Raw genomic sequence first — 13,897 nt, forward strand, 5'->3', positions numbered from 1 at the left:
AAGATGCATACCAGTTTATCAGTGCGAAAAATAAGTATGAAAGCGCTTATAAAATAAGAGCAACCTATTATATCCAAATGATTTTAATTGAAAAAATAAACAACTCTTATCTTTACGCACCACCAGAGTGAAAGAGGTTGCACAATTGCACCAGCCTGTTTATTGCCGCACGGGCGAAGCCGGATAATCACTTAGCCTCACGTTTTATAAAATAAATTCATCATTTCCGCGCGGTTATCAGCCCGCAGCGAAGCCATCTATACTTCGTTTATCGCGCTAATCAGGGAGTCACCATGCCGCTACCCGACTTTCACCGCTCCGCCCCCTTCACCCTCGGGATTGAACTGGAGCTTCAGGTGGTCAATCCGCCTGGCTACGACCTGAGCCAGGACTCCTCGCTGCTTATCGACGACGTGAAGAGCGGACTGAGCGTCGGTGAGGCTAAACATGACATCACCGAAAGCATGCTGGAAATCGCCACCGGAGTTTGTCGCGATATCCACCAGGCTGCGACGCAGCTGGGCGCCATCCAGCAGGCGGTTTTACGCGCGGCCGCCCGGCACCATCTGCAAATCTGCGGCGGCGGCACCCACCCTTTCCAGACCTGGCAGCGCCAGCAAATCAGCGATAATCCGCGCTATCTGAAAACCGTGGAGCACTTCGGCTATCTGGCGCAGCAGGCCACGATATTCGGCCAGCACGTCCATGTTGGCTGCCAGAACGGCGATGATGCGATTTATCTTTTGCATGGGCTGTCGCGCTTCGTTCCGCATTGTATTGCGCTGAATGCGGCCTCGCCGTGGCTCGACGGTGCCGACAGCGGTTTTGCCTGTTCGCGTCTGAATCTGTTCGCCGCGTATCCTGACAACGGGCCGATGCCGTGGGTCAACAGCTGGCAGGAGTTTACCCGCCTGTTCCGGCGTCTCAGCTATACCAGCATGATCGACAGTATGAAGGATCTGCACTGGGATATTCGCCCCAGCCCCCGTTTTGGCACCGTAGAAGTACGGGTGATGGATACCCCGCTCACTCTCGCGCAGGCCATCAATGCCGCCGGATTCATCCAGACTCTCGCCTGCTGGCTGCTGACGGAGAGGCCGTTTAAAGCGCACCCCGATGACTATCTGCTGTACCCTTTTAACCGCTACCAGGCCTGTCGCTACGGGCTGGAGGGCATTAATACCGATGTGCACAGCGGCGAGCAGCGCCAGCTTCGCGAGGAGATTTTACAGCTGATCCCCCGCCTCATGCCCTACGCCGATCGCCTCAATGCCGCCAGCGCCCTTGAGGCAATCGGGCGCCAGCTGCAGCAGGAGAAGAGCGAAGCCCGGCAGATGCGTGAGTTTGTCGCCGGCGGCGGCTCGCTGATCGGTCTGGTGCAAAAGCACTGCGAAATCTGGGCGGCATAGTCCGGCAAAAAGGTATACTGCGGCCAATATTGATTTCGCCGCCCCGCCTCTTCCTGCGGCATACCTGGAACGTTCTCATGACTTTTCGCCTCCTGCCGCTGCTGCCAGCGCTGCTGCTTCCCCTCTCCGCGTTGGCCAGCGGAAAATGCACCCTCACCGACCCGTCGCTGACGCTACAAAGCTATAGCGTCAATCCGCAGCGCGAGCGCATCGCGATGTACTGGAAAAAAACGGATGGCGAGGCCTTCGGATCGCTACGGGCGCTGCTGGCGGATATCAATCAGGATGGGCGCGTGCAGATGGCGATGAACGGCGGTATTTACGCCAGGAGCTACGCGCCGCTGGGGCTGTATATCGAAAAGGGGGTGCAGAAGGTTCCGCTTAATCGCGCTTCCGGCGGCGGCAACTTTTTTATCCGCCCCGGCGGGGTGTTTTATCTGCAAGGCGAGCGGGCGAGAATCGTCAGTATCGACAAATTTAAGCCGACGCCGGGTATTGATTACGCCGTACAGTCCGGCCCAATGCTGATTGAAAACGGCACAATAAACTGGCGCCTGAAACCGTCTGCCGGCTCACGCAAGCTGCGCAATGGCGTCGGTATCACCCGGCAGGGCCAGGTGATTTTTATGCTCAGCGATCGCGAAACCAACTTCTACGATTTCGCCTGCTACGCGCAGTCAAAGCTCAACGTGCGGCAGATGCTCTATCTCGACGGCACCATTTCAAAGATGTACCGACAAGGCGGCAGCATACCGTGGCAGTATCACCCGTTCGTCACCATGATTGCGGTGGAGACGAAACAGTAAATGAACCCGGCCCGGTCAGAGCCCCGGGCCGCGGCGTCAATGTCTGACTCCAGACCGCACAACGCCAGCCACGGAGCGCCTACATCCGGCGATGGCCCCACTCGCGTAAACGCTGGAACAGCACGAACAGCGACGGAATAAACACAATCCCGATCGCCGTCGCCACCAGCATGCCGCTGAACACCGTGGTGCCGATAATCCGGCGACTCTGCGCCCCGGCGCCGGTGGCCAGCATCATCGGCATAATACCGATAATAAAGGAGACGGCGGTCATCAACACCGCCCGAAAACGCCGGGTGGCCCCCTCGCGGGCAGCATCCACAACCGACATCCCCTCTTCCCGTCTGGCCCGGGCAAACTCGACGATTAATATCGCGTTTTTCGCCGCCAGCGCGATTAACAACACCAGCCCTATCTGCACATACACATCGTTGGCATAGCCGGCTATCCATAGCCACAGCAGCGCCCCGGCGATAGCAAACAGCACCGACAGCATCACGCTGGCCGGCAACGTCCAGCTTTCATACTGGGCGACGAGGAACAACCACGCCATCGCCACCGCCGCCAGGACTATCCAGATGGCCTGGTTGCCGGTCTGCTGCTCCTGCCAGGAGATGCCGCTCCACGCGTAATCATACCCCTGCGGCAAATTCGTCAGCAGAATGTGCTCCATCACCGCCATCGCCGTGCGGCTGCTGACGCCCTGCGCCGCAGAGCCGCTCACCGACACCGACGGGAACTGGTTGTACTGCTGAATAAACGGCGCGCCGACGGTGGGGGTCACGGTCACCAGATTACTCAGTCGAATCCGCTCGCCGTGATGACTTCGCACGTACAGCTCGCCGATCTGTTCCGCCCGCTCGCGCCACTGCATCTCGTTTTGCACCACCACCGGGTAGACGCGATTGTTGATGCTGAAATCTCCGGCGCGCGTCCCGCCAAACGCCGTTTGCAGACTATTGAAGATCCGCGATACCGGCACATCCAGCCGCGACGCCTGGTCACGGTCGACCTTGAGCGTCAGCTGCGGCACGTTGCTACTCCAGGTGGTAAACACCTGGCTCAGCTGCGGATGCTGGTTCGCCATCCGCAGCACCTGACGCGTTACCTGCTCCAGCTCGGCTGAGGATTGCCCGGCCTGTGCCAGGATGCGTAAATTGAACCCGGACGCATTGCCCAGTCCCGGCAACGTGGGCGGCGCAAAGGCCATAATGGTCGCCTCTGGCAGGCCCATCAGCTGCCCCTGCAATTTGCCCATCACCTCATTCAGCGGCGGCCGCTGATGCCACTCTTTCAGCATCACCGAGATAAAGCCGCCGTTGGAGGCGCTGGTACCGTTGAGAATATTAAAGCCGGACACCTGAATCACATCCTCAACCGCAGAATTGGCCAGCAGCAGCTCGCGCGCCTGGGCCATCACCGCTTCGGTACGCTCCAGCGACGCCGCCTCCGGCAGCTGTACGCTGGCAAAGAAATAGCCCTGATCCTCCTGCGGCAGAAAGCCTTTCGGCATCTGGCTAAAGCTGAAGGCCACCAGACCGGCGGCGGCGAGCGTCGCCACCAGCGCCAGCCACAGACGACGGTTCATCCATTCGACCAACGCACCGTAGCCGTCACGCAGCGTCGCCAGGGCGCAGTTAAAAGCCCGCCAGATGGCGGCAGGCTGCGCGGGACGCGGGCGCAGCAGCAGCGCGCACAGCGCAGGCGTCAGGGTGAGCGCGACGATGCTCGACACCGTCACCGCCGTCGACAGCGTGACGGCAAACTGGCGATACAGCTCACCGACAATCCCCGGCAGGAGCGCCACCGGAACAAACACCGCCAGCAGCACCAGCGTTGTGGCGATCACCGGCCCGGCGATTTGCCGTAGCGCCAGCGCGGTCGCCTCCGCGCGCCCCACGCCTTCGGCGAGATGGGTTTCTACGCTCTCGACCACCACGATGGCATCATCGACCACCATGGTCAGGGCGAGAATAATGGCGAATAAACTCAGCGTATTGGCGCTATAGCCCAGCAGATAAAGCACGGCAAAGCTGCCAATCAGCGACACCGGGATCGCCAGAGTGACAATCAGCGTGGCCCGCCAGCTTTGCAGAAACAGCGATACCACCGCCACCACCGCCAGCAGGGTCAGCGCCAGCGAAACGCCAATCTCTTTAATCGTCGCCGCCACAAAGCGCGTCGTATCGAACTTCACCTCCCAGGTCAGATCCGCCGGAAAGCGGCTGTGCAGGCGGGTCAGTTCGGCGCGCACCGCATTGGCGACCTGCAGGGCGTTGGCGGTTGGCGTCGGATAGATACCGAGATAGGCGGAATCTTTGCCGTTCAGCTGCGCGCCGGAACTGTAGCTGCGCGCCCCCAGTTCAATAGTGGCCACTTCGGCGAGGCGAACCAGCTGACCGTGTTCCCCGCTGCGGATCGCTATCTGGCTGAAGCTTTCCGCATCGCTCAAGCGGCCGATGCCGTTGATGGTCAGCGTCTGCTGCTGACCGTTGAACACCGGCGGCGTGCCTACCTGCCCCGCCGCCCCCTGCACGTTCTGCTCCCGCAGCGCCTGAGCGATATCGTCGGTCGTCACATTCAGCGCGTTCATGCGATCGGGGCGCAGCCAGACGCGCATGCTGTAATCACGGGCGCCGAACATCTGCACTTCGCCGACGCCCGGCAGACGGGCCAGCGCCTCGCGCACCTGGGTGCTGGCGTAGTTGCTGACGAACAGCGGAGAGAGCGTCTCCAGCGGCGAGTACAGGCTGACGCCCATCAGCAGGTTGCTCGCCCGCTTGCGCACCTGTACGCCGTTCTGCTGTGCATCGACGGGGAGTTGCGCCACCGCCTGCGATACCCGGTTTTGCACGTCAATCGCCGCCAAATCGGCATCGGTGCCTGCCGCAAAGGTCAGGCTCAGGCTGTAGATACCGTCATCGGAACTGGTGGACTCCATATACAACATATGGTCAACGCCGTTGAGCTGGGTCTCCAGCGGCGCAGCGATAGCCTCGGCGACGTCCGCCGCGCTGGCCCCCGGCCAGCTGGCGCTGACGTTGACCACCGGCGGCGTAATCTGCGGATATTGCTCCACCGGAATCAGCTTCAGCGATACCGCGCCGATAAAGGTCAGCAGCAGCGCAATCACCATCGCAAAACGCGGGCGACGAATAAAAAACGTCAGCATCCCTTCTCCTTCCTTATTTCAGCAACTGAACGGCTGCGCCGTCATGCAGACGCTGCGCGCCGTCGGTCACCACGCGCTCGCCCGCTTGCAGACCGTTCGCCACAACAAACTGCTGCCCCTGCTGGCCGCCCGATATCAAACGGCGCAGCGCAACGGTGTTATGTTCCGTCACCACCCAGCTATAAAACCCCTGCGCATCCTGCTGGACGGCGGCAACCGGGATCATCAGACTCTCCTGCGCCTGTCGCGGGCGAAGAATGACCGGCACGTTGCCGCCCGGCAGCAGGCGATGCTGCGGATTGGCGAATTCGGCGCGCAGCACTACGCTGGCGGTGCGGGTATCAATCCGGTTATCGACCGAGGTCAACACCCCGTCTTCCCGCCTGCCGTCGGGTTCAATCTGCGCCAGCCACGCCTGCTTCAGCGCGCCGATATCGGCATGCTGCCCGGCTTTACTGTAAAAGGCGGCTTCATCTAAGGCGAAAGAGACGCGAATCGGGTCGAGCTGGACGATATCCACCAGCATGCCGCTGGTCGGCCCCACCAGGCTGCCGACGTGAAAGCGGCTGTGGCCAATGCGTCCGCTGACCGGGGAGTCGATGCGCGTATACTCCAGCGTAATTTGCTGCGTGGTGACGCGCGCCTTCGCCTGCTCCACGGCGGCGGCGGCCACATCGCGCTGCATCCGGGCGTTATCGACATCGTTGCGGCTGATGGAGTGATTGTTTTTCAGCTGTTGATAGCGGGTCAGCAGCTGCTGGGCCTGACGCAGCGAAGCCTGCGCGCTTTTCAGCTCGGCCTCGGCCAGCGCCAGCGCAGCCCGGGGTTGGGCATCATCGAGGGTGAACAGCCGATCGCCTTTCCTGACGTACTGCCCGTCCTGAAAGTGGCGCTGCACAATGGTTCCCTCCGTGCGCGCGCGGATCTCCACGTCATGAATCGCTTCAATACGGCCGGGAAGCGGACGTTCAGCCACATGCGGCAGCAGCTGAACGACGGTCGCGCGTACCGGGATGGCGGGCGCGGCGGTGGCCGTCAGGGCGCAGCCTGCCAGGCCAAAGGTCAGGAAGACCAGGCGCAAAATGTTTCTCATCAGGATTCCTTGCTGGCGGTGCGGCGTCCCTCCCCTGAACGGAGAGGGACGCCGGGCGGATCAGGCGGTTTTACGTAACGGGCGGGTCAGACGCTTCTCGACTTCCACCACCAGGAACATCACGATGGCAATCGCCAGGGTGATAAACCAGTAGCGCAGCGGCAGCGACTCGGTGCCAAACATCGTCTGCATAAACGGCAGGTAGATAATCGCCAGCTGCAGGAGCAGCAGCACGCCGCTGACCAGCCAGATGCCTTTGTTGCGCAGCAGGCCGGTATTTAATGAGAAGCCCTCGCTACGGCGGCAGTTAATCATGTACACCCACTGCGCGGTCACCAGCATCTGTAACAGCACGGTGCGGATAAACTCGGCGCTATGGCCGCGCGGCGCCAGCCAGGCTTCAAGAATAAAGGCGGCGACGGCAATCATGGTTCCGACGAAGGCGACGCGCCAGATGGCAAAGCCATCCATGACGTGCTGGCCGGTTTTCCGCGGCGGACGGTTCATGACGTTGCGCTCCGCGGCTTCGAAAGCGAGACCGAAAGAGAGCGTGGCGGAGGTCGCCATGTTCATCCACAGAATCAACACCGGCGTCAGCGGAATAATGTTCCCCGCCAGCAGAGCAATGATAATCAGCAGCCCCTGCGCCAGGTTAGTGGGCATAATAAACAGAATCGTTTTCTTCAGGTTGTCGTAGACGCGACGTCCCTCTTTCACCGAGCTGGCAATGGTGGCGAAGTTGTCGTCCGTCAGCACCATGTCGGCCGCCTCTTTGGTGACTTCAGTGCCTTTGATCCCCATCGCAATACCGACGTCGGCCTGACGCAGCGCCGGGGCATCGTTTACGCCGTCACCGGTCATGCCGACGACTTCACCGGTATCCTGCAGCGCTTTGACCAGCCGCAGCTTATGCTCCGGACTGGTACGGGCAAAAATGTCGTACTCCACGGCGGCTTTCGCCAGTTCGCCATCATCCATGTGCTCCAGCTGATAGCCGGTCATCGCCTGATGGCTGTTGGTGATCCCCAGCATCTGGCCGATGCTCATTGCCGTCTGCGGGTGATCGCCGGTGATCATTTTCACGCGGATCCCTGCGGTCTGGCAGGCGTGAATCGCATCAATGGCCTCCGGACGTGGCGGATCCATCATCCCGGCGATGCCGAGGAACACCAGGCCCTCGCGCAGATCGTCGTGGGTCAGCGTCGTGCTGCCGGCCCGCGCCGGTTTACAGGCGGCGGCAACCATGCGCAGCCCCTGGCTGGCGAAGCGAGAGATCTCATCCTCCCAGTACTGGCGATCGAACGGCGCCGTGCCCTGCCTGGTCATCTGCTCGCGGCACATCGCGAAAATCACATCCGGGGCGCCGGTGATCAGCACGCGCTCAGCGGTGTCGATTCTCTGCTGCGTCGCCATGTACTTATACTGTGAATCAAACGGAATTTTGGCAATCAGCTGCGTTTCAACCGACGGCAGCTTTGCCTTCGCCGCCAGCACTTTTAACGCCCCTTCGGTCGGCCCGCCGGTGATGCCCCACAGGCCGCGCGCATCCTGCACCAGTTGGCTATCGTTGCACAGGTCAATGGTGCGCAGATACGTTTCCAGCACGCTTCCGGCATGAACCTGTACCGGCTCATCGCTGCCTTCCAGATAGATATTGCCCTGTGGCTCATAGCTGTCCCCCTCAACCCGGTAGCAGCAGTCGGCCGTGATAATCGCTTTGACCGTCATTTCATTCATGGTCAGCGTTCCGGTTTTATCCGAACAGACCACGGTCATCGCGCCCAGCGTTTCTACCGTCGGGAGCTTGCGAATAATGGCGTGTTTGCGCGCCATCGCCTGCACCCCGAGGGAGAGAATGATCGAGATAATCGCCGGCAGACCTTCCGGGACCGCCGCGACGGCCAGGCTAATCAGGGAGAGCAGCAGCTCCCCCATGGGGATATCACGCAGGGCCAGGCTGAAGACGAACAGCGCCGCCATCATGGCGAGGATAATGACGAAAATGGCTTTACCCAGCTTATCCATCTGCACCAGCAGCGGCGTGCGATGCTTCTCGATACCGGCCATCATCTGGTTGATGTGCCCAAGCTCCGTATCCTGCCCGGTCGCCGTCACGACGCCGACGCCACCGCCGGCGCTGATGGTAGTACCGGAAAACACCATGTTGGTCCGGTCGCCCAGCGGCAGCTCGCCTTGTAGCGCATCGGTGATTTTATCCACCACCGTTGATTCGCCGGTCAGGATCGCCTCTTCTACGCGCAGGTTATGGGTTTCGATAAGGCGCATATCCGCCGGAACGCGGTCACCCGCCCGCAGAATAACGATATCTCCCGGCACCAGGTCGCGAGTGGGCAGGGTTTCGTGTTTACCATTGCGCTGCACCCGGGCGTTGCTGGAGAGCATATTGCGGATCCCCTGCAGGGATTTCTCGGCGTTGCTCTCCTGCACGTGGCCGATCAGGGCGTTAATGACCGTGACGCCGAGGATAACCAGGGTATCGACCCAGTGCCCCATCACCGCCGTCAGCGCCGCCGCGGCCAGCAGGACGAAAATCAGCACGTCGTTAAAGTGGGCCAGGAAACGCAGCCAGGCCGGCTTGCTTTTCTTTTCCGGCAGCGCGTTAGGGCCAAAGGAGGCCAGGCGCTCCGCAGCCTCGGCGGAGCGCAATCCCTCGGCGCGACTGTTTTTCTGCGCCAGTACCTGTTCAACGGTCTGCCGGTAGGCTGGCTGCGGTGCAGTGTCTCCCGCAGGAGGCGAATTATGGGGGTGATAGATTTTGGTCAAATTAAATTTTCCTTATAAATTCCGTTATTCGGAAAGCCTGAAATCATTTCTGGCCAATGAATAAATATGATTTTATATAGCGCGATAAAAGTTGATCCAGGACAATTTACAACCCCTCGCAAAATTTAAAATCCGTGATAAGTTAATTCTTCAAACAACTATTACAGAATATTAATAAACATATATTAAACGAGGTCAATTATGTTTGGAATCTACCGCGGACGCCGCCTGGCGCTGTACATTCTGCTGGCTATCATTATTGCCACGCTGGTGGGATATAGCACCTATAGTTTTGTAAAGTACATGCTTTAGCAGTGACATTAATTGACATTAAAATGCCATTAATTTAATTACAAATAATACCAACAATATTAACAGAAGGAATAAAAAGCATAATATTAGTGCTACGCATAATGGCGTAAAACAATCACTCAGGAAAGTATATTGCGTAAAATGTCATTTTACCTGACAATATGTTTTTTAACTGATGATTAACAAGTAATGAAACATCCGCTCGAAACGCTGATCGCCGCCGCAGGCATTTTATTGTTGGCCCTGATCTCTTGTTTACTGCTGCCAGCGCCATCCCTTGGGTTAACGCTGGCGCAAAAACTGGTCGATACCTTCCATCTGATGGATCTCAACCAGTTTTATACCCTGCTCTTTTGCCTGTGGTTCTTAGCGCTGGGCACGGTAGAATATGTGGTGTTGCGCTGGGTCTGGCGCCGCTGGTTTTCCCTTGAGCGCTAACCCGGTAAAGTCACGCATTCCCACCACCAGCGCCTCGCACCAGGCGGCATAATCATGGCCGCTTGATGAGGGATGGAAGCTAACGCGATAGCCTTTATCGCGTAGCGCCTGTTCAAATGCGAGGGTATTGCTGTAGATTCCGCCATCAGCTCCCGAGGTTTCAAACCGGCCCGCCTGGAGCCAGAAACGTAGCGGATAGCGCGGCGACTGCTGATACTGGCGCGTCAGCCAGCCGGCTTCCTCGCCTTTGGGCGCCCACCAGTAAGAGCCCGACAGGCTGAGAACATTGGCAAACAGCCGCGGATAGCGCAGCGCGACCCACGATGCGGCCAGGCCACCGTAGCTGGAGCCGGCGACAACGGTTTTTTGGCGGATGGCATCCAGCCCCTGTTGTCGCAGCCAGGGCAGCAGCTCATGGGCCATAAAATCGGCAAAGAAGGGATTGGGCGGCAGCTCTTTCGCCCGCCGCGAGTGATCGAGACTATCAATAAATACCACGTTGATCGGCGGCAACGCATGGCTGGCGATCAGGCTGTCCAGCACGTTGGCAAAGCGGTATTCATCCTGGTAGGTTTTGCCATCAAACAACATCAGCGTCCAGCGCGCGGGCTGCGGCAGGCGCGGGCGGTAGATCATCACTTCCCGGGTATTATGCAAAAAATCGCTGCGCAGCTGATGGCGGGTCAAGGTGCCATAGCGCAGCGGCTGCGCCATCCGCTGCGGCGTGCAGTAGCGCGCCGGATTGAGCGCCAGCAGCGAATAGCGGTTCCAGCGATCGCTGGCGCGGTTGACGCTGTGCGGGTTCAGCGGATCGGCCTGAGCGCTGACCAGAATCGCACGCCGCTGCTCGTGTCCGACGCCGTCGACCTGCGGGACATCCGGCGCCAGCTTATATTGCATCAGCGTATCTGCCGGTACCACGTAGCTGCGAAACCAGACATCGGAATGGCCAAGCCGAAACAGCGGATCGTGATCGCCCGCCGGGGATCCCAGCAGGAAGACGTTTTTTCTCGCCCCGCGCCACAGGAAGGTGACGCGCTGGTGTCCGGCATCCACCGGTTCGACCATCGGCGTCCCTTCCTGTTCGCGCTCCTGCCAGAAACGCGCCGTAGAACCGCCCGCCGCCAGTTCCTGCATCAGCTGCTGCAAACGAGGACTGACGGGATCCAGTGCCTGGGTTTTCGCCAGCGCGGTGGTCTCCTTCATCCGCCAGCGGAAACGCCAGCGGGCGCCTTCTTCGCCGTGGAGCACCAGCGCAGAAGCGCGGTTCACCGGCAGGGAGAACAGCAGCGTTTGCTCGCCATCCGGCGGCCCTCCCGCCAGCAGCGTGCGCAGCCGACGGTTATTTTCATCCAGCAGGCGGGCATCCGTTACCCCGGAAATCGTCGCCGAGACGTAGTTTTCCCCTAACGTCGGCAGATCAAAACAGACTTCGCCGCTGGCATCGAATTTTCCCTGCAGCTCTCCCTGCCGCGAAGAAGATTCGCAGTTCATTGCCACCGCCGGTAGCGCACTCATACCGATCAGCAGACCACCCCATGCCATTTTCATCGCCCGATTTATCCCTGTAAAAATTTGTTACTAACGCTAATGCAAATGGTAATGATTTGCAATAACATCAATTCCGCTCGTTCAGGCCATTAGATTTTTCTGATGGGGGAAAGGGATGATTATGGCAATTTCAACCAAGGACATAGCGAAAAAAATGTTTAAATATAATAAGATAACTAAACTCTGGGTCACGGGTCTTGCCGTGGCAACACTCGCCGGACAGGCGCTGGCGGAGGAGACGCTGGTGGTCACCGCCAGCAGTAGCGAAGATCCCACGGCTCCGGTCAAAGGTATCGTGGCGACGAAAACCCTTTCCGCCACGAAAACCGCCGCCGGGCTGGTGAAAACCCCGCAGTCGGTCTCGGTCATCACCCGCGATCAGATGGCGGCGCTGGACGTGACGTCGGTGTCACAGGCTCTGCGCTATAGCGCCGGGGTGTTCACCGAGTATCGCGGGTCGTCCAACCGCAATGACGAAGTCTTCGTGCGCGGCTTCAGCTATGTACCGAAGTATCTCGACGGCCTGAGCTATGGCGCCACCGCTTCGTCGCAAACCGGCACGATGGATCCGTGGCTGCTGGAGCGCGTCGAGCTGGTACGCGGCCCGGCCTCGGTGCTGTTTGGCCAGGTCAACCCCGGCGGGCTTATCAGCATGACCAGCAAGCGTCCCACCAGCCAGCCGGTGCATGAAATCCAGTTCCGTACCGGCAACGACAATCTGGCGGAAGGCGCGTTTGATCTCGGCGGGCCGTTAAGCGACGACGGCCACCTGCTCTATCGCCTCAACGGTATCGCCCGCAGCCAGAACAGCCAGGTCGAGGATTATAAAGAGACGCGCGTCGCCATTGCGCCGGCGCTGACGTGGTATCCCAACGATGCCACTCGCTTCACGTTGCTGACCAGCTATCAAAAAGATCCCGACGCCGGTTATCGCAACTTTCTGCCGCGCTACGGCACCGTCAACAACGTCGATGGCAGCTATATTCCGCGCGACTTTAACGTCAGCGACCCCAGCTACAATCAATCCTGGCGCGAACAGACGCTAATCGGTTATGAATTTGAGCATCAGCTCAACGATATGCTGACCCTACGGCAGAACGCGCGCTATGGGACGATAAAGCAGAAATATCGCTATCTGGTCTATTCCAGCAGTGAAGCCAATAGCTCCGTGCTCTCGCGCCGCGCCCAGCATGAGGAGCGGCAAACCGATGAGTTCGGTATTGATAACCAGCTTGAGGCGCAGTTCGCGACCGGTCAACTGGCGCACACCGTTCTCAGCGGCCTGGACTACAAAACCAGCAAGGATAAGCAGTACCTCGGTCGCGCCGGCGGTTCGCAGTACGATCTCGACTGGCGTGCCCCGGTCTATGGTGTAAAGGTCGATGAAAGCACCTTCCGTACCGCCAGCGATGAACAGCAGAATCTCGACCAGGTTGGCCTCTACCTGCAGGATCAGCTGAGCCTGGAAAACTGGGAGCTGCTGCTTTCCGGCCGCTATGACTGGGCGGAAGTGCGTACCACCGACTTTACCGACAGCAGTCGCAGCCAGAAAAACGACAGCAAGTTTACCTGGCGTACCGGTCTGCTGTACGCCTTTGACTTTGGCCTGTCGCCCTATATCAGCTACAGCACCTCCTTCGAGCCCAACCTGCAAACCAACCGGGCGCCGGGCGTCGCTCCGTTCGATCCCAGCGAAGGGAAACAGCTGGAAGTGGGCGTGAAATATCAGCCTACGCCGACGGCGTTGATGACTCTGGCGATGTACAACCTGACCCAAAGCAACGTCGCGACCTGGAACAGCGCGGCGGGATGGTATGAGAACAGCGGCAAGGTCCGCTCGAAGGGGGTGGAAGCCGAAGCGCACGCCACCTTCTTTGATAACCTCAACCTGATTGCTTCATACACCTGGACCGATGCGGAAACCGTGAATACCACCGTCGCCGGCACCGAAGGGAAAACCCCGGCGCGTATTCCGACCCATATGGCCTCGGCGTTCACCAGCTACACCCTGCCCAATGGCGCGCTAAAAAGCCTGACCGCTGGGGTTGGCGTGCGTTATATCGGCACCAGCTACGGCGATGCGAAAAACACCTTCAAGGTACCGGCGGTGGATCTGTATGACGCGATGGTCAGCTATGAGTTAGGCGAATTGAGCTCGAGCCTGAAAGGGGCGAAAGCGCAGTTCAACATCAACAATATTGCCGACACCAAATATGTTGCCTCGTGCGCCGGCGATAGCGCCTGTTTCTATGGCGTGGGTCGTACGGTTACGATGACGGTAAACTACGCCTGGTAGAAAGACAAAAACGCGTCCGCCGGTTTCCCCGACGGA

The 13,897-nt window shown here is 59.4% G+C and carries 8 protein-coding genes; 4 read left to right on the plus strand and 4 right to left on the minus strand.

From position 1 onward, the window contains the following. Positions 1-293 precede the first annotated feature (293 nt). Positions 294-1,409 (plus strand): YbdK family carboxylate-amine ligase, encoded by a 1,116-nt coding sequence (locus GRPL_RS02610; protein WP_032700610.1) that lies wholly within the window; start codon positions 294-296, stop codon positions 1,407-1,409. Between the two features lie 77 nt (positions 1,410-1,486). After that, a complete protein-coding gene (locus GRPL_RS02605; RefSeq protein WP_032696451.1) occupies positions 1,487-2,215 on the plus strand; it encodes a phosphodiester glycosidase family protein in 729 nt (242 codons plus the stop codon). Between the two features lie 79 nt (positions 2,216-2,294). Here GRPL_RS02605 and GRPL_RS02600 read toward each other — a convergent pair whose 3' ends face one another. Genes GRPL_RS02600 through GRPL_RS02590 form a run of 3 tightly spaced genes read right to left on the minus strand, consistent with a single transcriptional unit; the run spans position 2,295 to position 9,264 of the window. Further along, positions 2,295-5,387, minus strand: coding sequence for an efflux RND transporter permease subunit (locus tag GRPL_RS02600; RefSeq protein WP_032700611.1), 3,093 nt, complete (start codon positions 5,385-5,387; stop codon positions 2,295-2,297). 13 nt (positions 5,388-5,400) lie between these two features. Beyond that, positions 5,401-6,480 (minus strand): efflux RND transporter periplasmic adaptor subunit, encoded by a 1,080-nt coding sequence (locus GRPL_RS02595; RefSeq protein ID WP_032700612.1) that lies wholly within the window; start codon positions 6,478-6,480, stop codon positions 5,401-5,403. Positions 6,481-6,540: 60 nt separating this feature from the next. After that, positions 6,541-9,264: a cation-transporting P-type ATPase gene (locus GRPL_RS02590; RefSeq protein ID WP_032696454.1), complete on the minus strand. Its 2,724-nt coding sequence runs from the start codon at positions 9,262-9,264 to the stop codon at positions 6,541-6,543. A 501-nt stretch (positions 9,265-9,765) separates the two neighbouring features. Here GRPL_RS02590 and GRPL_RS0126075 point away from each other — a divergent pair. Next, the gene (locus tag GRPL_RS0126075) at positions 9,766-10,014 is read left to right on the plus strand and encodes a DUF1158 domain-containing protein (RefSeq protein WP_032689025.1); all 249 of its coding nucleotides are present in this window, start codon (positions 9,766-9,768) and stop codon (positions 10,012-10,014) included. Here GRPL_RS0126075 and GRPL_RS02585 read toward each other — a convergent pair. Continuing rightward, on the minus strand, positions 9,943-11,565 hold the full coding sequence (locus GRPL_RS02585) for an alpha/beta hydrolase-fold protein (RefSeq protein WP_032700613.1): 1,623 nt from the start codon (positions 11,563-11,565) through the stop codon (positions 9,943-9,945). The genes GRPL_RS0126075 and GRPL_RS02585 overlap by 72 nt on opposite strands. A 154-nt stretch (positions 11,566-11,719) precedes the next feature. Here GRPL_RS02585 and GRPL_RS02580 point away from each other — a divergent pair, with 154 nt between their 5' ends. After that, complete coding sequence (locus tag GRPL_RS02580; protein WP_032689164.1) at positions 11,720-13,861, plus strand: TonB-dependent siderophore receptor; 2,142 nt, start codon at positions 11,720-11,722, stop codon at positions 13,859-13,861. The last annotated feature ends 36 nt before the right edge of the window (positions 13,862-13,897 follow it).

The sequence above is a fragment of the Klebsiella planticola ATCC 33531 genome (assembly GCF_000735435.1).
In the GTDB taxonomy this organism is placed as follows: domain Bacteria; phylum Pseudomonadota; class Gammaproteobacteria; order Enterobacterales; family Enterobacteriaceae; genus Klebsiella; species Klebsiella planticola.

What these genes read in the sequence shown, in the direction of transcription:
- GRPL_RS02600 (WP_032700611.1), bottom strand. Translation starts at nt 5,387, where the DNA reads ATGCTGACGTTTTTTATTCGTCGCCCGCGTTTTGCGATGGTGATTGCG.
- GRPL_RS02580 (WP_032689164.1), top strand. Translation starts at nt 11,720, where the DNA reads ATGTTTAAATATAATAAGATAACTAAACTCTGGGTCACGGGTCTTGCC.
- GRPL_RS0126075 (WP_032689025.1), top strand. Translation starts at nt 9,766, where the DNA reads ATGAAACATCCGCTCGAAACGCTGATCGCCGCCGCAGGCATTTTATTG.
- GRPL_RS02595 (WP_032700612.1), bottom strand. Translation starts at nt 6,480, where the DNA reads ATGAGAAACATTTTGCGCCTGGTCTTCCTGACCTTTGGCCTGGCAGGC.
- GRPL_RS02585 (WP_032700613.1), bottom strand. Translation starts at nt 11,565, where the DNA reads ATGAAAATGGCATGGGGTGGTCTGCTGATCGGTATGAGTGCGCTACCG.
- GRPL_RS02605 (WP_032696451.1), top strand. Translation starts at nt 1,487, where the DNA reads ATGACTTTTCGCCTCCTGCCGCTGCTGCCAGCGCTGCTGCTTCCCCTC.
- GRPL_RS02610 (WP_032700610.1), top strand. Translation starts at nt 294, where the DNA reads ATGCCGCTACCCGACTTTCACCGCTCCGCCCCCTTCACCCTCGGGATT.